Genomic DNA, 21,351 nt, shown 5'->3' with positions numbered 1-21,351 from the left:
TAAAGTGTGTGATTAATAATTATAAAGTGATAAATAGTTCTTCTTTTGATTTTCTAACTTTTTTATAATGTTGAGTATCATCCTCATGGTGTCTGTATCCAATTGTTGCGATAAGGGTAGCATTTAGTCCTAATTCATCGAGTCCTAGGATCTCGTTTACCTGTTCAGGGATGAAGCCTTCCATAGGTGTAACATCGATTTGTTTTTCGGCTGCAGCATTCAGGAGGTTTCCCATTGCTAGATAAGTCTGTTTTGATGTCCAGATGTTTTTGGTCTCAGAGCTTAAAGGGAGAATTTTTGACTTCATAAAATCAGCAAATCCAGATAGATTTTCATGCGGAATATTACGGGTTTTACTGATGTTTTGAAAATACTGATCTATAGTTGTTTCGTTGACATCTGTTATATTGGCAAAAATAACAAGATGTGAAGCTTCAACAATTTGTGATTGTCCCCAAGCTGCGGGTTGAATTTTAGCTCTTAGCTCAGGGTTTTCAACGATCAAAACTTTGTAAGGTTGTAGGCCGTAAGAAGAAGAGCTTAGTCGTATAGCTTCTTTCAAAAAGTCTAAATCTTCTGCGGAAATTTTTTTGCTTGCATCAAATTTTTTGGTAGCGTATCTCCAATTTTGTTTTTCTATAAATGTGTTCATTGTTTTTAATATTAATTGTTTCTGTATTTTTCTAGCAATTCGTTTAATTGATTCAGTTCGGTTGAACTAAGTCTTTTTGAAAATGAAATTTCATGTTCCTTAATTTTAGGGTCCAGTTCGGTTAGTGTGTTTAGCCCTTTTTGAGTAATTAAGACTTCAATTTTTCTTCTATTATCAGGACAAACTTTTCGGGTGACTAATTCTTTTAGTAGTAGTTTGTCTACTAAGCGAGTGGTGTTACTCGTTTTGGCTATCATACGTTCTTGTATAAGACACATATTAGCTGGATTTCCTTTTTGACCTCTCAATATTCGTAATACGTTGTATTGTTCACTTGATAAATCATAAGGTTTTAGTATTTCGCTGAATTGTTCTGAAATTACTTTTTCAGTGTACACTATATTTAAAATAACTTTCGTTGCATCATCCAGCGATGTATTAGTTTTGGTTATTTCTTCTATTTTCATAATTCAACTTTTTTGATATTTGTTGGTACAAATGTAGTTGTTATTTTATTTGTATATACAAATTTTATGTTTTTTTAACATTTATTTTTATAACAGAAATAAAATCTGAGTATTATGTTTTTTTTTATTAATTTAAAAGATTGCTTTTTGCTAAAAAAGTATTACATTTATTTAATGTTAATATAAGGGATTGATTACAATGTAACATAGTGGAAATGGAAAGAGATACACCTACGTACGAACAATTGCAGTTGAAAATAGCTGAATTAGAAAAAGTGATTGATGATTTACAAAACCATAGTGCTGGAGTAAACTTAAAAACTTCCATTAATAAAGATAATGAACTTCAGGGGAAGCTGTTGTTTGATTCTTTTTATGAAAGAATAACAGAAGCTTTTATAGCCTTAGATGCCAATTGGTGTTACACTTATATGAACCAAACAGCGGCTACCTATTTAAATTGTAATCCAAAGGAGGTGATTGGTCAAAGTATATGGGAGCTTTATCCAAACGGAAAAGAACTACCCTTTTATGAGGCATATCATTTGGCCTTTGAAAATCAAGAATACACTTATTTAGAACAATATTATCCTTCCTTTGATTTGTGGTTTGAAAATCATATTTATCCTTCGCCTAATGGAATTTCAGTTTTATTTAGAGACATTACAGAACAGCGCAAGAATAAAGATTTATTAAAATTAAATGAGAAGCGGTTTAGAGCTTTAGTTGAAAATAATGAAGAGATTATTTCAGTGGTTGATGAAAATATGAAAGTTATTTTTAGAGCGGCTTCTTCAGAAAAAATCACAGGCATGTCTTTTGATAAGGAGAAAGAATCATCAGCCTTAGTCCATTTACATCCTGATTTTATTGAATATACACAACAAAAAGTTAAAGAATCACTAGCGAATCCTAATCTTAATATTCCTGTTTTATTTCAAGTAAAACATCAAGAAGGACATTATATTTGGTTAGAAGGAACGATAAACAATAAGTTAAATGATGGTGTCATTAATGGTATTGTCGTAAATCTTAGGGACGTTACTGAGAGAGAAAGAATTACCAATGCTCTAAGAGAGGAAAGAGATAAGTTTCTAAAAATAGCATCTACTGCTCCTGGACTAATTTATTCCATGCGCCAAGACAATGAAGGAGGAATTAGTTTTCCTTATATAAGTGATGCTATGGGAGCAATTTTTGGATTGACATCTATGGAGGTAGAAATGGATGCGATGAGTATATTTAAATTAGTTCATCCTGATGATATTGACAGTTTGATGCAAAGTATCATTAAGACTAAAACAGATTTGGTTCCTCTAAATTGCGAATATAGATACAACCATCCTGACAAAGGCTGTATTTGGCATGAAGTACATTCATTACCTGTTGTGGAACCTGATGGAGCTGTTGTTTGTCACGGAATCATTACTGATATTTCTGAAAAAATAATGGACAAACAAAAACTATTAAAATCTAATAGACTTTATTTCTTTATCAGCCAAATCAACCAAATGATTGTTCAGACCAAAGATGAAGAAACCTTGTTCAGAAAAGCTTGTGATATAGCGGTGGACTTAGGTGGATTTAAAATGGCTTGCATTGGTTTATTAGATGAAAATACTAATAAATTAGTTCCAGTTATGTCGGCAGGGGCCGATGATGGTTATAGAGAACTTCTAAAGAATGTAAGTACTAGTAAGGATAAATACAGTAATGGACCCGCAGGAATCTGTTTAAGGGAAGGTCACACTGTAGTTTGTAATGATATTGCCAATGATCCTCTGATGGATAACTGGAAAGAAGAAGCTTTAGCAAGAGATTTTAGGGCATTGATGACTTTGCCTATTAAAAAATTTGGTCAAGTGGTGGGCTTATTTATTTTTTATTCGGATGAAGTTGGTTTCTTTGATAAAGCAGAAGAGGCTTTACTGGAAGAAGCAACGGGGGATGTTGCATTTGCCTTAGAGTTATTTGAAAAAGAAGCTTTGCGTAAAAAAGCTGAAAACGAGTTGATTGAAAGTGAACAAAGATACCATTCACTAGCAGAAGTATCACCAGTTGGGATATTTAGGACTGATTTAGAAGGAAATGTTTCTTATGTAAGTCCTAATATGAAATTGATGTCAGGTTTAACGTTTGAGGATTATAAAAATTGTGACTGGATCAAAGCAGTACATCTTGATGATAGAAAGTATGTGCTTGATTTATGGCATGATTTGGTTAATAATAGAGTCGAGAAGTCGGCAGAATTTCGTTTTGAACATCCAGATGGCAAAATTTTATGGTTGTTGGGGAATGCTATCCCTGAAAAAGATTCTTTAAGTCAAGTTGTTGGTTTTATTGGTACATTGACTGATATTACCGTTATGAAATTAGCAGAAGAAGAAATAATCAAGGCTAATGAAAGGTTTGAAATGATCTCTTCGGCCACAAATGATGTAATCTTTGAGTTAGATTTTGTAAATGAGAAAAGTTGGTATAATAAAGTACATAATGAAATTATAGGTTCTTTTGATGGGAACTTGACTAATGAAGAAAATAAAAAATTATGGATAAGCAAATTACATCCAGAGGATAAAGAAAGGGTGCTTAGTGGACTTAATACGGCGTTTCAACGAGGTGATTACACGCGGTCAGACGAATTCAGATTCTTAAAAAAGGATGGTGAGTATGGCAATTTTTTAGAACGAATTGTTATTATTCGGGATAAAGATGGAAATGTCGAAAAATTAGTTGGTTCTATGATGGATATTTCGGAACTCAAAAAAACCGAGCAAGAATTTAGGACCGTAAATAAAAGGTTGGAAGCTGTCTTTGATGCACTTCCCGATTTATTATTTGAAATAGGAGGAGATGGCATCATAAAAAATTACCATTCTGGTCGCAGTGAACTATTGACCGTTCCTGCTGAACAATTTATTGGAAAACCTTATAGTGAAATATTACCACCAGAAGCTGCAAATGTATGTGAAAAAGCAATAAATGAAGCCTATATTAACGGGTATTCTATTGGAAAGCAGTATTGGTTGCATTTGCCTAATGGAAAACATTGTTTTGAACTCTCCATTTCAAGATTAGAGAATAAAGATTTTGCTGAAACGCTATTTATTTGTCTTTCCCGTGATGTGACGCAGACCAAGAAAATAGAACAATCATTGGTAAAGAGCAAAAGAAGATACAGGGGGTTACTTGGAAATTTAGATGCTGCAATCATCGTTTTCAGTCCTGATAAATCTATTATTATGAGTAATAATAAAGCGTCAGAACTGTTTAGTATCAATGCAGAGAATAAAGAAGCTTTGCAAGAATTGGTTGAAAAGTTGATATTTTTAGATGAACATCAAAATGCCTTATCAATTGATAATTATCCGGTCAATAAAATTATAAGAACTAATAAGTCAATAAAAAACTTAACTACAGCTATAAAAAATCCTAAAAACAAGAAAGTTGTTTGGGTCTTAGTGAATGGTTTTCCGCTTTGGAATGAAAATGGAGAAATAGATGAAATTGTTATTAGCTTTATTGATATTACTGAGCAAAAGCTCATGGAAAATGAATTAAAAAAAGCAAAGGAACAAGCAGAAGCTGCTAGCAAAGCGAAGACTGATTTCTTAGCCAATATGAGTCATGAGATAAGAACACCTTTGAATGGGATTATTGGTTTCTCACATTTACTAATGGAATCTAATTCTGTGGAGAATCATAATGATTATTTAAAAACAGTAAATGACTCTGCCAACACTTTAATGCAAATTGTCAATGATGTTCTTGATTTTTCCAAAATTGAATCAGGTAATCTGGAGCTAGAAATTGATAAAGTTGATTTGGTAGAATTATGCAATCGAATCATTGATATGTTTAAGTATCAAGCCGGTCAAAAAAATATTGATTTGGCACTCGACATCGATCAAAAGTTGCCTAAACTTATTTTAGCAGACCCTGTTAGGTTAAAACAAATTTTGGTAAACCTGATTGGTAATGCCTTGAAATTTACAGAAGTAGGAGAGGTTCGGCTTGTGGTTTATCAAGAAGTTTCCAATTATGATGATATGGTCAAGATTCATTTTTCAGTAAAAGACACAGGTATTGGAATTAAATCGTACAACAATAGTAAAATTTTTCGTTCTTTTGTACAAGAAGATACTTCTACAAGTAGAAAATTTGGAGGTACTGGTTTAGGCTTGTCGATATCCAATCAATTACTAGAATTAATGGGGAGTAAATTACAACTGAAATCAAAATATAGAGTTGGTAGTAATTTCTTTTTTTCTGTTCATTTTAAGAAACTACTTCAAGAGAAGGGTAATGATAAGTCAGAAACTATTCCTGTGTTTCCTTCCGTTTTAAAAATTTTAAGTTCTAAAACTATTTTGTTGGTAGAAGACAATAAAATAAATATGCTTTTGGCTAAAACTTTGATTAAAAAAGTAATGCCTAATTGTATCATCCATGAAGCTTATAATGGAGTCCAGGCAATTGAGAAATGCAAAAGAGAAAAAATAGATATCATTTTTATGGACATCCAAATGCCTTTGAAAAATGGATATGAAGCTTCTTTCGAAATTAGAAAAGATGAAAGTTTTTCCAAAGTTCCAATTATAGCCTTAACCGCGGGGATTTTGGTAGGTGAAAAGGAAAAATGCTTTGAATTTGGAATGAATGATTATTTATCCAAGCCTATCATTTTTTCTGATTTAGAACAGGTTTTATGTAAATGGTGCGAAAATTAAATGGATTGAAAGGATAAGTTTATTTAGCTAACACTTCCTTTTGTTATATTTTCGCTTTATGAACAATTGAGTTGATAATTTCATTTTTGTCCAAAACTCCAGATTGTTTCCAAAGTGGTTCGCCATTTTGAAATAATATCATGGTGGGTACACTTCTTACTTGGTATTTGCCTGCAACGGAGGGGTTTTTGTCAATATCAATTTTAATAATGGTAATTTGGTCACCTAGACTGTCCTTAACTTCTTTTAAAATTGGGCTGAGTGTTTTACAGGGAGCACACCAAGTGGCATAAAAATCTATTAAAACGGGTTTGTTAGTGTTGATAATGCTGTCAAAATTACTGTTCATGATTTCTAGTTTTAGTTGTTGGTAATGGGCAGCCGTTCAACCCACATCCCAGGTTAAATAGCGCTTGAAATAAAAATAAAGCACCCATAAAAGCCAATAGGATTTCATGGAATTGAATTGCTTGCTGAATCAAAAATAGCGAAATTGCTAATCGGATCCAGCGCATGGTATGCCAATTATTGAATAGTATCGTCTTCATGTTTTGTTATTTCATAATGTTTATTGCTGCCAATTGCAGTTTGTAATAGCTGGACAGGGATTTCTGTCTTGCTCACCACCAGTATAGTTGTAAAATCATTGCTGATACTGACATTTAATACCGATTTATTTTTTGCTAAATTTTGCCCAACGGTTTCTTTGCTTTCATTATGAGTAATTCCGTTTATATTATATAAAGTTACGACAACTTCATTGTTTTTTCTAAATTGAAAGGCTAATTCAGTATTAGCTCTTGGAATTGCTGAATGGCGTGCAGTTTCAAAAGATACCAATTCAAATGCTCTATCAAATAGTAGTTTGTACTCTTTTTTAGTTCCTCCAAAAGGGGGACCTGATGCAAACTCCTTGTTGAATAATACACCTGCTAGTATGCCATTTTTATTTAATAGGTGGTGCATTTTCCAAACGTATTTTTGTCGCATAGAGGGTGGTAGTGCACAAAAAAAGGTTTGTTCGAGAATCAGGTCGTATTTGGCTTGATGTTGAAAAAAATCACCTAAAATGATAGTGATGTTAAGATTGTTTTTGAATTTTTGTTGTAATGTTGCTATTAATGTAGGTGCAATATCGATTAGTGTTACATTAGAGAATCCTTGTTTCAATAGGTATTCTGCTTCATAACTGTTTCCACAGCCAGGAATTAGGATTGAAATATCTTTATTAGATAAGCTATCTATATAGGTCTGAATAGGAGGGGAAACGCAGCCCAAATCCCATCCTGTACTATTGCATTGGTATTGGGTGTCCCAATAGTTTTGGTCCAATGGATTTTCGCAGGAAATGGTACAGCATTTTTCTTTATTCATGATATTGCAGTTGATAATCACCAATGTGTTTTCTGTTGTCTTTAATCATTCTTTTGTGTTTAAAGAAATTGATTATTCCAAAAAGTAAAATAAAACCTGAGATTACAAAAAATATAATTTCTACTAGTAAACTATTCTCTATTTGGAGTAAATTTCGAGCACTCAATGCTACAATTGAAAAATACATGGCAGTACGCAGAAAAGCTAAAAATGTACTTTGATTGGCCAAAATCGTCCGCTGTAAGGCGAGTTGTTCCCTTAGTATTAAATCTTTTTTTAAGGTTTCAATTACCTTATTTGGTTTTACAAGTGGTTCTTCGGCTTTTTGTTTCCTCCTAAATTTTATCAATTTCGCAAAATCTAGTTTAGATAAAGAAATCATATGAGTGTTTTTTAGAATTGGAACACTAAAAATACAGCTTTTTAATTCGATTTCAAAACTTTACTCTGACAAACAAAATCGGTTTTTGGGATATTTGTTTTAGCCATTTCTGCAAATCCTCCCTTGATTTCGGTGAAATTCCTAAAACCTCTAGCTTGCAAAATTGAAGCTGCAATCATAGAACGATAACCGCCTCCACAGTGCATGTAAAAATGTTCTTTTGGGTTGATTTCTTCAATCCAATCATTGATTTCAGCTAAAGGTCTTAAATAAGCGTCGTTTACATGTTCCGCTTTGTATTCACTTTCTTTTCTAATATCAATTACTTTACTTTTACCTAAATCAAATTCTTTTTCAAAGGTTTTAGCAGTAATTCTTTTTACAGTGTCTACTTCCTTGTTGGCTTCTTTCCAAGCCTCAAAACCACCTTCTAGATGACCTATAATATTGTCAAACCCTACACGGCTTAAACGGGTTACGGTTTCTTCTTCTTTGCCTATTGCAGTTACAAGAATGATGGGTTGTTTCACATTGACAATAAGTTCTCCTACCCATAGGGCAAAACTACCGTCAATCCCTATATTGATGGATTGAGGAATGTGTCCCTCTGCAAAATCTTGATTTTCTCTACTGTCCAAAATTAACGCGCCTGAATCTTCGGCAACTGCTTCAAAATCTGATACTTTGATAGCTTTCATACCGTGATTTAAGACGGTTTCAAAACTTTCATATCCTTTTTTGTTCATAGCGACGTTCATCCCAAAATAGGCTGGTGGAGGCAATAGTCCCTCGGTAACTTCTTTGATAAATTCAGCTTCCGTCATATCGGCTCTTAAAGCATAATTTGTTTCTTTTTGATTGCCAATAGTCGAAATGGTTTCTTTGCTCATGTTTTTACCACAGGCACTTCCTGCTCCATGTGCTGGATAAACAACTACATCATCCGGTAAGGTCATGATTTTATCTCGAAGAGAATGAAATAGAATAGCCGCTAATTGTTCTTGAGTCATCGAAGCCGCTTTTTGGGCTAAATCAGGTCTTCCTACATCGCCAATAAATAAGGTGTCTCCAGAGAAAATAGCATGTTTTTTCCCTTTAGGATCAATTAGCAAATAGGTTGTACTTTCCATAGTGTGTCCTGGAGTATGTAAAACTTGTATGGTAACATCACCTATTTTAAATTCTTGACCATCCGTAGCAATGATTGCTTCAAATTCAGGATTTGCATTTGGGCCATAAACGATGGGAGCACCTGTTTTTTCGCTCAAATCGATATGTCCTGAAACGAAATCGGCATGAAAATGGGTTTCAAAAACATATTTGAGTTTTACCTTATCTCTTTTTAAACGTGCGATATAAGGTTGTGTTTCACGTAAGGGATCAATGATGGCAGCTTCTCCCTTAGAAGTGATGTAATAAGCTCCTTGGGAAAGACAACCCGTATATATTTGTTCGATTTGCATGACTGTATGTTTTAAAATTTTACACTACAAAGATAAGGCTCCCTTTCTAGTTAAATAGTGACTAAAGTTACATAAACTAAAATAGTTTATAAATGAAAATAATAGAAATTTAAACTTTTTTAAGTAGTGTTTTATTTCTGTTTAGGCTAAATTTGCGCAATCAAAAATAAACTCCTTTCCTTATGGAAGAAATGCTCTTTTATGACCGAATGCAGTTTGCATTCACCATTACTTTTCACTATCTGTTTCCGCAATTGACCATGGGACTTTCATTGATTGTCGTTTATTTCAAATGGAAATTTTTAAAGACAAACGACCCTCATTATAACAAAGCTACTCATTTTTGGATGCGTATTTTTGCCCTCAATTTTGCGATGGGTGTGGTTACTGGAATTCCAATGGAATTTCAATTTGGTACCAATTGGGCAAAATTCTCTGAACTCACAGGTGGAATTATTGGGCAAACCCTGGCCATGGAGGGAATGTTTTCGTTTTTTCTAGAATCTTCTTTTTTAGGAATGTTTCTATTTGGAGAAAAAATTATTGGACATCGCTGGCATTTTATAACAGGCTTGCTAATCTGTCTAGGTTCTTGGGCTAGTGGTTTTTTAATTATTGCAACCCATTCTTGGATGCAACATCCAGTAGGGTATGAAGTGTTCGAAAACGGAAAATTTGTACTTACAAACTTTAGTGCCTTATTTACTAATGTGTGGCTTTGGCCTTCTTATTTACACAATCAAGCGGCATCAATGGTGACAAGTTCGTTTGTAGTGGCAGGAATAGGTGCTTTTTATATTTTGAATAACCGCAATGTATCCTATGGTAAATTGTTCTTGAAAACAGGTGTTGTGTTTGGGCTGATTTCGAGTTTGGTTGTGGCAATGCCTACTGGAGATTTATTGGCTAAAAATGTGGTGAAACATCAACCGGTAACCTTTGCAGCGATGGAAGGAATTTTTCATACCGAGGAAAAAGGGGCCGAAATTGTACTAATAGGACAGCCAGATGTAAAAGATAAAAAGTTGGATAACAAAATTGCTGTGCCTAATGTGTTGAGTTTCTTGACATACGGAAACTGGGATACTGAGGTGAAAGGTTTGGATCAATTTCCAGAAAACACTCATCCTACTAATATTTCAGGCTTGTATTATGCCTATCACATTATGGTTGGATTAGGGACTTTGTTTATCGGGATGATGGTTTTGGCCGCTTTTCAATTGAGTCGAAATAAGCTGTTCCAAACCAAATGGTTGCTGTGGTCTTTTATGTTCATGATGCCGTTTCCTTATATTGCCAATACAACGGGATGGTACACAGCTGAATTAGGGCGCCAACCGTGGTTGGTTTATGATTTGTTGCGAACAGCTGATGGAGCTTCGCCAACAGTTTCCTCAGGAAACACATTGTTTACCTTGATGGGATTTGTAGGTTTATATGCTTTGTTGGGAATGCTATTCGCAATCTTAGTTGGTAAAATCATCTACAAAGGACCAGAACCAGAACAACACTAAATAACAGGAGATTTTGTAATTAGGGACGAAGTTTTTTTGATTTTGAGAATTCTGAAATCAAAAATCGTTCACTAAATATCTTAAATAAAAATAAATAATCAATTTATGGAATTTTTTTGGTACATCGTATTAATCGTCATTTTAGGGACCTATGTGGTACTGGATGGATATGATTTTGGGGCAGGAATCATTCATTTGTTTTTTGCCAAAAAAGAAAAAGATAAAAAAGCCATTACCAATGCAATTGGTCCTTTCTGGGATGCCAATGAGGTTTGGTTGATTGCAGGTGGAGGTGTTTTATTTTACGCTTTTCCTACTTTGTATGCAGCTTCTTTTAGTGGATTTTACTTGCCTTTGATTATGATTTTGTGGTTGCTTATTTTTAGAGCGATTGGGCTGGAACTACGCGGACAATTTCACCATCATATGTGGGAAGTAGTATGGGACAAAGCCTTTGGAATTGCTAGTTTATTATTAGCCTTGTTTTTTGGGATGGCCCTAGGAAATGTAGTGAGAGGAGTGAATCTTGGTATGGTGGTCAATGGGGTCTCTACACAAGAACCACATTATTTTTTCTTACCGTTGTGGAATTCTAGTTTTAGCCCAGTAGCAACAGAGCTAGGAATTATCGACTGGTTTACTTTGTTTTTAGGTATTGTAAGCGTAGTAGCATTGATGATTCATGGTGCCAACTGGATTATTTACAAAACCAATTCGGACCTAAATTCTCAATTGAAAGAAGTGATTTATAAATTAAATTATGTGCTTCTTGGACTGGTGATTGTATCACTATCGGTTTGGCATATTATTGAAGAAGAGCCGTTTCATAACTTTATAGAAACCCCAATTCTTTTTATTTTTCCCTTGATTACTTTTGTTGGGTTATTTGGGCTTTTTAAGGTCAAAAGTTTTAAGAAGGATATCACAGGATTTATATATTCGACACTTTTCCTTGTTGGTGGTTTTACATCTACTACGGCTTCTATTTTTCCAGAAGTTTTACCATCTACCAATTCTACTAATCCTTCGTTAACCATTTATAATGTAGCCAATGAAGATTACGCTTTGTCTGTTGGGGTTTATTGGTTTGCAATAGCTTTAGTATTGGTTATTGGTTATTTTATAATCCAATACAAAGTTTTTAGTGGTAAAATGGATGATGTAGGTTATGGAGAGCATTGAGTTATAGGTTTAGGGTTAGTGAGTTTTGTTTAGAGTTGAAGCAGCTCATAACAAATAATGCTAAACTTCCTTTTTACATAAAAATCTCCTTTGCAATAATGTATATTCCCATAATCAATACGAACCAACCAAAAACAGGTTTTAGTTTATGGCCGTCTATCTTTTTTGAAAGTTGAATTCCAAGAAGCATTCCTGCAAATGCAATTGATGAGATTAGGAATAGAAATTTGTAGTCTACCGGTGTGCCTATGTATATATCCCCTGCAAAACCGATTGTAGAGTTGATAAATATTATCAAAAGGGAAGTACCCACCGCTTGTTTCATTGGGAGATTGGCGAAAAATAGCAAAGCAGGAATGATTAAAAAACCGCCACCTGCACCTAGAAAACCAGTGACAATTCCCACTAGAAATCCAATGAAACCAAGTTGAGTGAAATTTGTTTTTGGATTCTTTACCAAGTTGCTATTGTCTTTCATCATTGAGATAGCAGCAGTAATCATTAGAATCGAAAAAACGATCATGATTAGTAAATCTTTCGAAACAGCATAGGAGGCAACTGTGAAAATTGTGGAAGCAATTTGAGGAAAAATTACTTCTCTAATAATCAAAATGGATACCACCGAGGGCAGTGCAAAATAGAGGGCTGTTTTTATATTTAAATTGCCTAATTTAAAATGACTGTAGCCACCAAATAAAGCAGTAGTGCCTACAATAAATAAAGAGTAACTAGTAGCAAGCTCTGGATCCACTTTGAACAAATAAACTAATATTGGAATGGTTAAGATGGAGCCTCCTCCGCCAATTAATCCCAAAGAAAGTCCAATGATAATAGATGCAAAATAACCTAAATATTCCATTTTGTAATTTTTTACAAAGGTGGGAGGTTATTTATAGTTGTACAGTAACATTTATCACATTAGCTAATCAAAGGTCTAATAATTCAATATTATTTCGATGCAATTTAACTAATCCCCTCTGTTCCATTTTTTTGAGAAGTCTTGAAATTACTTCACGAGAAGTATTGAGTTCAGTACCAATTTCTTGGTGAGATAACTTTAGAACATTACAACCGCAAGCATCCCGATGGCGTTTTAAGTAGAATTCCAAACGCTCGTCCATAGCTCTGAAAGCAATATTATCCACAACTTCAAGAACTTCTTCAAATCGGCTGCGGTAGGTTTCTATAACAAATTCATACCAAGAGCGATGTTCCATCATCCAACGATCCATAAGTGAAAGTGGAATCATCATCAATTCAACATCCTCAACTACTTTGGCCATTATTTGACTTTTTTCATTTTTGGTAGCGCATATCATGGATAAGGCACATGCTTGTCCAGGTTGTAGATAATACATAAAAAACTCTCCTCCATTTTCTCCTTCTCGGTATACTTTTATTTTTCCTTTGGTGATTAAAACGGTATTTTTAATATATTGGCCCGTTCTCATGATAACCTCACCAGCTTCGACATTTTTAAGGATGGCATTTTCCTGTACATCATGGATGAGGTCGTTTGAAAAGCTAGCGAATAATTTTTTTATGGTATCAGGCATAAGACTTTAGTGGTTTATTCAAAAGTAACAATCTTTTATGAAATAGCTTTAGTTTTAATTCAGTGATTATGGTTCATCTAGTTTTAAATCAATGTTATTATATTTAGATTGGAATAAGGTGTATTTATTTTAAATAACTAAAAAAAATACAATTCTATATCTCTTTAAAAATCAAGTCCTTATCTAAACTAATACGTTTTCGTAATCACGAATATCTTAAAATTAATGTTTTTTGTTTTGTAAAAACGTTGTATTTTAGCTAAAAAAATAACGAATTATGAATTTATCACAAGAAGAATGGGTTGCTCAGTTAGAAGCAGACGAGAATGTAGTAATTCTAGATGTAAGAACTGAGAGTGAAGTTAACGAAGGAATGATTCCAAATTCCATTAACATCGATATACATAAAGGTCAAGAATTTATTTCAGAAATTGAAGCTTTGGACAGAGATAAGAAATACTACATATATTGTCGTTCAGGAGCTAGGAGTGCCAAAGCATGTGAAATAATGAATGAATTAGGATTTGAACATACTTATAACTTGCTTGGCGGAATGCTAGAGTGGGAAGGTGAAGTAGAATAGACATTTAAAGAAAAGAGGGTAAAAACCTCTTTTTTTCATTTATATATCAAAAACATAAAAAAAAACCAACACTATAAAAAAAATGAATTCAATTCCACAAGAGTACCAAATTAAGGAGATCCTGAATCAGGATACTTACTTAGTTAATGGAGAGTTAAAAAAATGGACAGGAGAAACAACTCCTGTATTTTCAACAATTTCTTCAACTGAAGATTATGCACCAACAATCTTAGGTTCTATTCCATTTATGGGCGAAAAAGAAGCACTTGAGGCTGTGGAGGCTGCAGCTGCGGCTTTTGATCACGGGCAAGGACTTTGGCCTACAATGAAAGTGGTAGATCGTATCAAATGCATGCAGAAGTTTGTTAAACAAATGAAAGAAACCCGTGCTGAGGTTGTTAAGTTCTTGATGTGGGAGATAGGGAAGTCCCTAGGTGATTCAGAAAAAGAGTTTGATAGAACTGTTGAATATATCAATGATACGATTGATAGTTATAAAGAATTGAACAGTCGTAGTGCGCATTTCTCAAAAGTACAAGGTGTAAATGCTATGGTGCGAAGAAGTCCATTAGGAGTAGTTTTATGTCTAGGACCTTATAACTATCCACTTAATGAGACCTTCTCTTTATTGATACCTGCTTTGATTATGGGGAATCCTGTAATCTTCAAACCTGCTAAGCATGGAGTGCTATTAATTTCACCCTTGTTAGAAGCATTTAGAAATAGTTTTCCTAAGGGAGCTATTAATATTTTGTACGGTAGAGGTAGAGAGGTTGCTGCTCCGGTGATGCAATCAGGAAAAGTTGATATTTTGGCTTTGATTGGAAATAGTAAATCGGCCATTGCCTTGCAAGATCAACACCCTAACAAAAACCGTTTGCGTTTGGTATTAGGGTTAGAAGCTAAGAATCCTGCGATAATTTTGCCTGAAGCTGATTTAGATTTGGCTATCAACGAATGTATAGCAGGTAGTTTGTCTTTTAATGGACAACGTTGTACTGCATTGAAAGTACTATATGTGCATGAGTCTATTGCTACTGAGTTCAACAAGCGTTTCTCTGATAAAGTTGATAATTTAGTTTTTGGAAATCCTTGGGAAAAAGGAGTGACATTGACCCCACTACCTGAAAAAGAAAAACCTGCTTATATTCAGGAATTAATTGATGATGCTACTAGTAAAGGAGCGAAAATTATTAATGCTAAAGGAGGACAACGAACAGATAATTATATTTTTCCTGCAGTTTTGTTTCCAATAAACAAAGAAATGAGAGTGTATAAGGAAGAGCAATTTGGTCCAGTAGTACCAATTCTAACATTCAAAGATATTCAAGAGCCATTGAGAGATATGGCGGAATCTAATTATGGGCAACAAGTAAGTTTGTTTGGTAAGAATGCCAAAACGATAGCACCCCTTATTGATTCATTGGTAAACTTGGTGAGTAGAGTGAATTTGAATAGCTCATGCCAAAGAGGGCCAGATGTATTCCCATTTACAGGTCGTAAAGATTCGGCTGTAGGTACCTTAAGTATCCATGATGCTTTACGTTCGTTTTCAATTCGAACATTTGTAGCTTCAAAAGATAACGATTATAACAATTCTATCTTACAAGAATTGTTAGACAGCAAGGAATCTAATTTTATTAATACAGATTATATTTTGTAAAATTAGTTCAATATATTTAGAACCTCCTTGATTTTTTTCAAGGAGGTTTTTTTTATGTAATTTAGTAAGGAATTCGTTTGTAATAAGCTGCTACATTTTACTTAATTTTTTAAATTGGTTTACCAGATTGGTAGGTTTAAGCTTTTATCTAGAAAAATTAGATGTATTTAGTAAGTAAATTCAGTTTTAATTGCTTTTTTTTATCAATTTGTAGTTAAAAATTGTTTCAATTTGTTTGATAGATTATTATTAAAATTAGTATTTAGCTTATAATATTTCAGATATTTTTAATAAAAATAATGAAATGTGTTTTTATTTTCATTTTTTTATTTTTTGTACTACTTCTTTTTTTTTATTGATTTAAAAAAATTAAGTTTGTTTTATTGATTGGTTAACCAAATTGGTCGTTTAGTTTTTAACCTTAAAAAATGCAATTAGGTGTAAATTTTTCAATCGATATAGTAATAATAAAATAAGGTTAACTCAAAAAATAATAACTAACTAACAAACGGATTAAATTATGAAAAAAACGATTTTAATGTTTCTCTTAGTTTTCTCATCAATTATCAATGCACAAACTGATAATATTAAGATATCAGGAAGAGTACTTGATAATACGGGGCAACCTATTCCCAATGCTACTGTTACAGCGGACGGAAAGAGTACAATAACGGATTTAGATGGGAAGTATGTGATATTAGCCAATAGTGCTAAGTCAATTCTAAAATTTTCTTATTTAGGATTTGAAACCAAAAGTGTTGTAGTAGGAAAGAATACAACGGTAAATGTGTCATTATTAGAAGCCAATAATCAACTTAATGAAATTGTAGTTGTTGGTTATGGAACTCAAAAGCGTTCAAGTGTTACGGGTTCAGTTGCTAAAGTAAAAAGTGAAAAAATTGAAAATGCTCCAGTTTCTCGTTTAGATAATGCTTTGCAAGGTAAAATTGCGGGTGTAACGATTCAAAATATCTCTTCTGAAGCAGGTGCTGATACGCAAGTAAACATTAGAGGTGTGAGTTCTATTGGTTCAGGTACAGGTCCTTTATTAGTAGTTGATGGACAGCCAATGCCTGATGGTTTTGGGGCTTTAAACAATGCTGATGTAGAGTCTGTAGAGGTTTTGAAAGATGCAGCATCTTCTGCTATCTATGGTTCTAGAGGAGCTAATGGGGTAATCTTGGTTACTACAAAGAGTGGTAAAGAAGGAAAGACTAAGTTTACTTTCAGAAATACTTCAGGGGTAAAGCAGGCTTATGAAACATATAATATTATGAGTTCTCAGGCTTATGTGGAGAGATTATATGCTGAACAAGCTTTAAGAGTTGCAGATCCATTGTGGACAACTACTGCTCCTAATAATTATGGGTCTACTTTAACATCTTTGAGTAAGTGGCAAGCACAATATGCAATCGAGAAAGATTTGTTAGATGGTAACGGGACTGATTATCAAGATGAAGCATTAAGAAATGCTTATTATCAAGATATTCAATTTAATGTTTCCGGTGGAAGTAAAAAGAGTAAGTTTTTCATTTCGACTGGGTACCAATATGATCAAGGTTTGATGTTGAAAAGTGAGTACCAAAAATTAAACTTTAGAGTAAAATACGATTTAGCTTTAACAGACAAGATTAAATTGAATATTAATTTAAATCCATCTAATACAAAGAGAGAAAGACCTCCTGTTAATTTTATCGATTTTACTAGATTTCCAAGTTTTTTACCTGTGTATCATACACAAAAAACGGCTGATTTTATTAATGGTCAACAACCAAGTAGAAATATAAAAGTTGGTGATTTTGCAGAAGATGATGATTTTGCAAATTTAGTTTACTCTGGAACAGATCCTAATGGAAATGCTTTTACCACAGCTGCAAATGCAATTCCTTTTACCACTTCAAACACCAATCCAATGCGTGCTTTGTTAATGCAAGACGACAATCAAAATCAGTTTCGTTTTCAAGGAAGTATTGGTTTGAATTTTGAAATACTAAAAGGTTTGGATTTTAGAACGACTCAAAGTATTTACTATAGAAATTCTGATAGATTAGAATCTGGTGCAGCGAACGCTTCAAGATTTGGAAATCCTAATTACGCAACTTATACGAATGACTATTATTTTGATTTCTTAACAGAAAACACATTGAATTACAGGAAAACTGTTGGAAATCATGATTTTACAGGTTTAGCTGGTTTTACATTACAATCTACAAGAGAAAAATCATTAATTACTGCAGGAACTAATTTCCCGAGTGATTTTGTTAAAAATTTAAATTTTGCTACCACAATTGCACAACCAATACAATCGGATATAACTACTGGTTTAGTGTCTGTTTTAGGAAGGATAAACTACGCTTATAAAGATAAATATTTAGTAATGGCAAGTTATAGAACGGATGGTAGTTCAAAATTTGCTGAAGGAAATAAATGGGGAGGTTTTCCTGCTGCTTCAATTGGATGGGTAGTGTCTAAAGAAAATTTTATGTCTAATGCTGCAGCTATTAGTAGATTAGCACTTAGAGCAAGTTATGGAGCAACGGGTAATAATAATATCGCTCCATTCCTTTATGAGAATACTTTTAACAGCACTAATTACTTAAGTGGAACAGGAACGGGTTCTGTTCAAGGAGGATTAGCAAATACAAATTCAGTTAATTTTAATAGAGATATTACTTGGGAAAGAACTTTTCAATCCAATTTTGGTTTAGACTTAGCGATGTTTAGAAACCGAGTTAATATGAGTATTGATGTTTACAATTCTGAAACTGAAAAGCTATTATTAAATCAGTCTAGTATGTTAATTACTGGTTCAAGTTCTACAATTGTAAATGCGGGTCGTTTAAATAACAAAGGGATAGAACTTGAGCTTTCTACCGTTAACATTAAAACAAAAGATTTTACTTGGAGTACTGATTTTAATATTTCACATGTTAAAAATAAAATTAAAGATTTAGGAGCTAATTCTCAAATTATTTCATCAACTGTTGATAATAGAAATGGATTGAATAACTATGCTATTATAGGTCAGCCATTAGTAAGTTATTTCGGGTATAAAACTGATGGAGTTTGGACTAGTATACAACAAATTGCAGCTTCAGGATACACTACAACTTTAACAAATGGACTGAAAGAAGGTGGTTTGAAAATTGTAGATATTAATGGTGATAATAAAATTGATACTAATGACAGAACTATTTTAGGTAATCCGTATCCTGATTTTTCTTATGGTTTTACCAATAAGTTGACCTATAAAAATTTAGATTTAAACTTTACAATACAAGGTGTAAAAGGTGGTCAATTAATCAATGGAGACACGAATTACAATGAATCTAAAGAAAGAAACTTAAATTACATGGCTAATAGATGGGTAAGCCCAAGTAATCCAGGCGATGGACAAACTCCATATACAACAAATGGATTTAACTGGTTGTTTACTGATAATGCTATTGAAGATGCTAGTTATATGACTTTAAGAGAAGTTTCATTGGGGTATAATGTTGGAAAAACAACTTTGAAAACATTAGGATTAACAAATTTGAGATTCTTTTTATCTGGTCAAAATTTATTATTCTTTGCTAATAAAGATTATAGAGGAATAAATATTGAAGCGAGAACATCTCAATCAGATGCATTGCATGCAGGATATCAAAGAGGAGCTTACCCAATACAAAGAACTATTCTTGCTGGTATTGAAGTAGGATTATAATAAAATGGATTTACTAAAATTTGGTAAAACAAGTTTTGTGAAATTTAAAAATTTTTTTAAAAAATATAAATATGAAAAATATTATCAATAAAAATAAGTTGTTAATTTTATTTTCAATTCTATCGCTATCAAGTTGTTCTGATTATATTGAAGTTGACAATCTTAATCAAATTAGTAGTGAAAACTTTTATAGAGATGAAACAGAATTGAATCTAGCTATAAATGGATGTTATAGTACTTTAAGAGGTCCTATTGCATTTGAATGGATGTTGTCTGAAATCAGGAGTGACAACACCTTTATGAATAATACAGGAACAACAAATGCTCAAAACTTACAAGTGTATAGTAATGATGTGTTTCAAGCGCCTTCTTTTGATTTATTTATAGAGAATTACTGGGCAACTTCTTATACAAGTATACGTAGTATAAATGCCTTATTACAAGGTTTGAAAACTTCTTATAATCCAACCACTGGCACTATTGATTACAACGGTTCTGTGTCAGTATCTGAAGCAATTCGTAAAAGAACTGCTGGAGAAGCTTCTTTTATGAGAGCGTATCATTATTTTAATTTGGTTAGATTGTACGGTGGTGTGTTTTTATTAGATAGACCAGTTAGCTCTGAAGAAGCTCTAAACATTAAAAGAGCAACTGTAGATGATATCTATAAATTCATTATTGCTGATTTGAAAAATGCATCTGAAAACTGTATTGCTACTACTTATGCAGGTACGGTAGCCGCAAATAGAGGGAAAGCCACTGCATGGGCAGCAAAAGGATTGTTAGCTAAAGTGTATTTAACTAGAGGACAAAAATCGGATGCTTTGCCATTGCTTACAGATGTAATCGCTAATAGTGGACACTCTATTTTAACAGGTACTGGAGCTTATGCAAATGTATTTTCATCAACGAATGAATTGAATGCTGAAATTTTGTTTGCCATTCGTTTTAAATCAGGTGGTTTAGGATACGGTAGTTCATTAGCAAATTTATTTTCTAGTAATACTACATCAGTGACCAATCAAACAGGTTTACCTGTTCCTGCAGGAACTAGAGGATCATATAATAATCCTACAGAAGAATTGTATAAATCTTATGGTGAAACCGATGTGAGAAGAAATTATAATATCAAGGTCTATAAACCAACACCTACTTCAGCTCCTAGTACATTTACATATTGGGCATCTAAACATATTACTACTGTAGCTGTTGCAAATGATTCTGAATTAGATTGGCCAGTATTGAGATATAGTGATATATTATTGATGTACTGTGAGGCTGTAGGAACTGCTAACACTACTACTTTAGACTATATTAATAGAGTTCATACAAGAGCTGGTTTGCCTGCTTACACTTTGTTAAATTTAGCAACAACAGCCTCTTATGAATTAGCGGTTGCTAATGAAAGAAGATGGGAATTTGCATTAGAAAATCAACGTTGGTTTGACTTGTTGCGTTTTAACACTACAATGACAACGATTACTGCTAAAGGAGTAATGGATAATCATTTTGCTAATATGACTGCTTTTTATAGTATGTATGATAATCCTTTTAGTTTAACACAATTACAGGCTCATACAGCAGATCCTAAGTTTAAATTATTACCTATCCCAAATATTGAAATTATAACTAATACGAAGACTCCAATCAATCAGAATGAGGGCTATTAGCAGGAAATACATTTTAAAGATTAGATTTTAGATTTAATTAAAGAAATAGTATTAAAACAATTTTTAATTTTTTTTTTTTGAACACCCAATGACATTTGTTTCGACAAAAGTGATTGGGTGTTTTTTGCTTTTATATCTTTCTCTTAGAAATTTGAAGCATACGTCTATAATAGTTTTGTCACAATTAGTTTTTAGCTCAAGGTGAGATAATGCAAGTGCTATGTTATGGTTAATTCTTCTATTTTAGGTTATTTCTTTGACATTGTAGTTTTTTATGGGTTGTATTTAGAAAAACACAATGGGATAAAGTAGCCTCAAAGAATTTTTGGTTTGAGAGTTGTTATTTGCTGATGATTCTTGACAGGCGTGAATGAATTGTAAATAAAAAAAGACCAGCTTCAATCGAATT

Annotated in this window: 15 protein-coding genes; 7 read left to right on the top strand and 8 right to left on the bottom strand. The window is 33.1% G+C overall.

Annotation, left to right across the window (positions count from 1 at the left end):
* Positions 1 to 19: 19 nt before the first annotated feature.
* Entirely contained in the window at positions 20 to 652 is a 633-nt protein-coding gene (locus tag ACNH59_RS14505) for an NAD(P)H-dependent oxidoreductase (protein ID WP_418263236.1), read from the bottom strand.
* Positions 653 to 663: 11 nt separating this feature from the next.
* Complete coding sequence (locus tag ACNH59_RS14500; RefSeq protein WP_418263235.1) at positions 664 to 1,119, bottom strand: MarR family winged helix-turn-helix transcriptional regulator; 456 nt, start codon at positions 1,117 to 1,119, stop codon at positions 664 to 666.
* Positions 1,120 to 1,334: 215 nt separating this feature from the next.
* On the opposite strand from ACNH59_RS14500, the gene ACNH59_RS14495 reads away from it, so the two are divergent.
* Positions 1,335 to 5,849: a PAS domain S-box protein gene (locus ACNH59_RS14495; protein ID WP_418263234.1), complete on the top strand. Its 4,515-nt coding sequence runs from the start codon at positions 1,335 to 1,337 to the stop codon at positions 5,847 to 5,849.
* Between the two features lie 43 nt (positions 5,850 to 5,892).
* On the opposite strand, the gene trxA is transcribed toward ACNH59_RS14495, so the two are convergent.
* From trxA to ACNH59_RS14475, 4 genes are all read right to left on the bottom strand, one after another.
* Entirely contained in the window at positions 5,893 to 6,198 is a 306-nt protein-coding gene (gene trxA / locus ACNH59_RS14490) for a thioredoxin (RefSeq protein WP_418263233.1), read from the bottom strand.
* Positions 6,199 to 6,374: 176 nt separating this feature from the next.
* Entirely contained in the window at positions 6,375 to 7,223 is an 849-nt protein-coding gene (locus tag ACNH59_RS14485; RefSeq protein ID WP_418263232.1) for a methyltransferase domain-containing protein, read from the bottom strand.
* Positions 7,216 to 7,605 carry a DUF202 domain-containing protein gene (locus ACNH59_RS14480; protein WP_418263231.1) on the bottom strand — a complete coding sequence of 130 codons (390 nt, stop codon included), beginning with the start codon at positions 7,603 to 7,605 and terminating at the stop codon, positions 7,216 to 7,218. The genes ACNH59_RS14485 and ACNH59_RS14480 overlap by 8 nt, the downstream gene beginning before the upstream one ends.
* Before the next feature lie 41 nt (positions 7,606 to 7,646).
* Complete coding sequence (locus tag ACNH59_RS14475) at positions 7,647 to 9,068, bottom strand: MBL fold metallo-hydrolase (protein WP_418263230.1); 1,422 nt, start codon at positions 9,066 to 9,068, stop codon at positions 7,647 to 7,649.
* Between the two features lie 182 nt (positions 9,069 to 9,250).
* Between ACNH59_RS14475 and ACNH59_RS14470 the strand changes: the two genes are divergently transcribed.
* Together ACNH59_RS14470 and cydB are read left to right on the top strand one after the other, a co-directional pair.
* A complete protein-coding gene (locus ACNH59_RS14470; protein WP_418263229.1) occupies positions 9,251 to 10,582 on the top strand; it encodes a cytochrome ubiquinol oxidase subunit I in 1,332 nt (443 codons plus the stop codon).
* Between the two features lie 105 nt (positions 10,583 to 10,687).
* Complete coding sequence (gene cydB, locus ACNH59_RS14465; RefSeq protein ID WP_418263228.1) at positions 10,688 to 11,764, top strand: cytochrome d ubiquinol oxidase subunit II; 1,077 nt, start codon at positions 10,688 to 10,690, stop codon at positions 11,762 to 11,764.
* Positions 11,765 to 11,837: 73 nt separating this feature from the next.
* Here cydB and ACNH59_RS14460 read toward each other — a convergent pair whose 3' ends face one another.
* On the bottom strand, positions 11,838 to 12,623 hold the full coding sequence (locus ACNH59_RS14460; RefSeq protein ID WP_418263227.1) for a sulfite exporter TauE/SafE family protein: 786 nt from the start codon (positions 12,621 to 12,623) through the stop codon (positions 11,838 to 11,840).
* Between the two features lie 67 nt (positions 12,624 to 12,690).
* On the bottom strand, positions 12,691 to 13,320 hold the full coding sequence (locus ACNH59_RS14455; RefSeq protein WP_418263226.1) for a Crp/Fnr family transcriptional regulator: 630 nt from the start codon (positions 13,318 to 13,320) through the stop codon (positions 12,691 to 12,693).
* A gap of 277 nt (positions 13,321 to 13,597) precedes the next feature.
* On the opposite strand from ACNH59_RS14455, the gene ACNH59_RS14450 reads away from it, so the two are divergent.
* The 4 genes from ACNH59_RS14450 to ACNH59_RS14435 all read left to right on the top strand — a co-directional run bounded on the left by ACNH59_RS14450 (position 13,598) and on the right by ACNH59_RS14435 (position 20,942).
* Positions 13,598 to 13,903 carry a rhodanese-like domain-containing protein gene (locus ACNH59_RS14450; RefSeq protein ID WP_418263225.1) on the top strand — a complete coding sequence of 102 codons (306 nt, stop codon included), beginning with the start codon at positions 13,598 to 13,600 and terminating at the stop codon, positions 13,901 to 13,903.
* A gap of 82 nt (positions 13,904 to 13,985) precedes the next feature.
* Complete coding sequence (locus ACNH59_RS14445) at positions 13,986 to 15,566, top strand: NADP-dependent glyceraldehyde-3-phosphate dehydrogenase (protein ID WP_418263224.1); 1,581 nt, start codon at positions 13,986 to 13,988, stop codon at positions 15,564 to 15,566.
* A 520-nt stretch (positions 15,567 to 16,086) separates the two neighbouring features.
* A complete protein-coding gene (locus ACNH59_RS14440; protein ID WP_418263223.1) occupies positions 16,087 to 19,272 on the top strand; it encodes a SusC/RagA family TonB-linked outer membrane protein in 3,186 nt (1,061 codons plus the stop codon).
* Between the two features lie 71 nt (positions 19,273 to 19,343).
* A complete protein-coding gene (locus tag ACNH59_RS14435; RefSeq protein ID WP_418263222.1) occupies positions 19,344 to 20,942 on the top strand; it encodes a RagB/SusD family nutrient uptake outer membrane protein in 1,599 nt (532 codons plus the stop codon).
* Positions 20,943 to 21,351 lie beyond the last annotated feature (409 nt).

Origin of the sequence: Flavobacterium faecale, from assembly GCF_048320115.1 — a bacterium.
In the GTDB taxonomy this organism is placed as follows: domain Bacteria; phylum Bacteroidota; class Bacteroidia; order Flavobacteriales; family Flavobacteriaceae; genus Flavobacterium; species Flavobacterium faecale_A.
The sequence above is the reverse complement of the archived record's forward strand: the minus strand, read 5'-3'. Positions and strand labels throughout refer to the sequence as shown.

Bases quoted from the DNA above. Each gene is read 5' to 3' on its own strand.
- ACNH59_RS14505 (WP_418263236.1), bottom strand. From the start codon at position 652: ATGAACACATTTATAGAAAAACAAAATTGGAGATACGCTACCAAAAAA.
- ACNH59_RS14500 (WP_418263235.1), bottom strand. From the start codon at position 1,119: ATGAAAATAGAAGAAATAACCAAAACTAATACATCGCTGGATGATGCA.
- ACNH59_RS14495 (WP_418263234.1), top strand. From the start codon at position 1,335: ATGGAAAGAGATACACCTACGTACGAACAATTGCAGTTGAAAATAGCT.
- trxA (WP_418263233.1), bottom strand. From the start codon at position 6,198: ATGAACAGTAATTTTGACAGCATTATCAACACTAACAAACCCGTTTTA.
- ACNH59_RS14485 (WP_418263232.1), bottom strand. From the start codon at position 7,223: ATGAATAAAGAAAAATGCTGTACCATTTCCTGCGAAAATCCATTGGAC.
- ACNH59_RS14480 (WP_418263231.1), bottom strand. From the start codon at position 7,605: ATGATTTCTTTATCTAAACTAGATTTTGCGAAATTGATAAAATTTAGG.
- ACNH59_RS14475 (WP_418263230.1), bottom strand. From the start codon at position 9,068: ATGCAAATCGAACAAATATATACGGGTTGTCTTTCCCAAGGAGCTTAT.
- ACNH59_RS14470 (WP_418263229.1), top strand. From the start codon at position 9,251: ATGGAAGAAATGCTCTTTTATGACCGAATGCAGTTTGCATTCACCATT.
- cydB (WP_418263228.1), top strand. From the start codon at position 10,688: ATGGAATTTTTTTGGTACATCGTATTAATCGTCATTTTAGGGACCTAT.
- ACNH59_RS14460 (WP_418263227.1), bottom strand. From the start codon at position 12,623: ATGGAATATTTAGGTTATTTTGCATCTATTATCATTGGACTTTCTTTG.
- ACNH59_RS14455 (WP_418263226.1), bottom strand. From the start codon at position 13,320: ATGCCTGATACCATAAAAAAATTATTCGCTAGCTTTTCAAACGACCTC.
- ACNH59_RS14450 (WP_418263225.1), top strand. From the start codon at position 13,598: ATGAATTTATCACAAGAAGAATGGGTTGCTCAGTTAGAAGCAGACGAG.
- ACNH59_RS14445 (WP_418263224.1), top strand. From the start codon at position 13,986: ATGAATTCAATTCCACAAGAGTACCAAATTAAGGAGATCCTGAATCAG.
- ACNH59_RS14440 (WP_418263223.1), top strand. From the start codon at position 16,087: ATGAAAAAAACGATTTTAATGTTTCTCTTAGTTTTCTCATCAATTATC.
- ACNH59_RS14435 (WP_418263222.1), top strand. From the start codon at position 19,344: ATGAAAAATATTATCAATAAAAATAAGTTGTTAATTTTATTTTCAATT.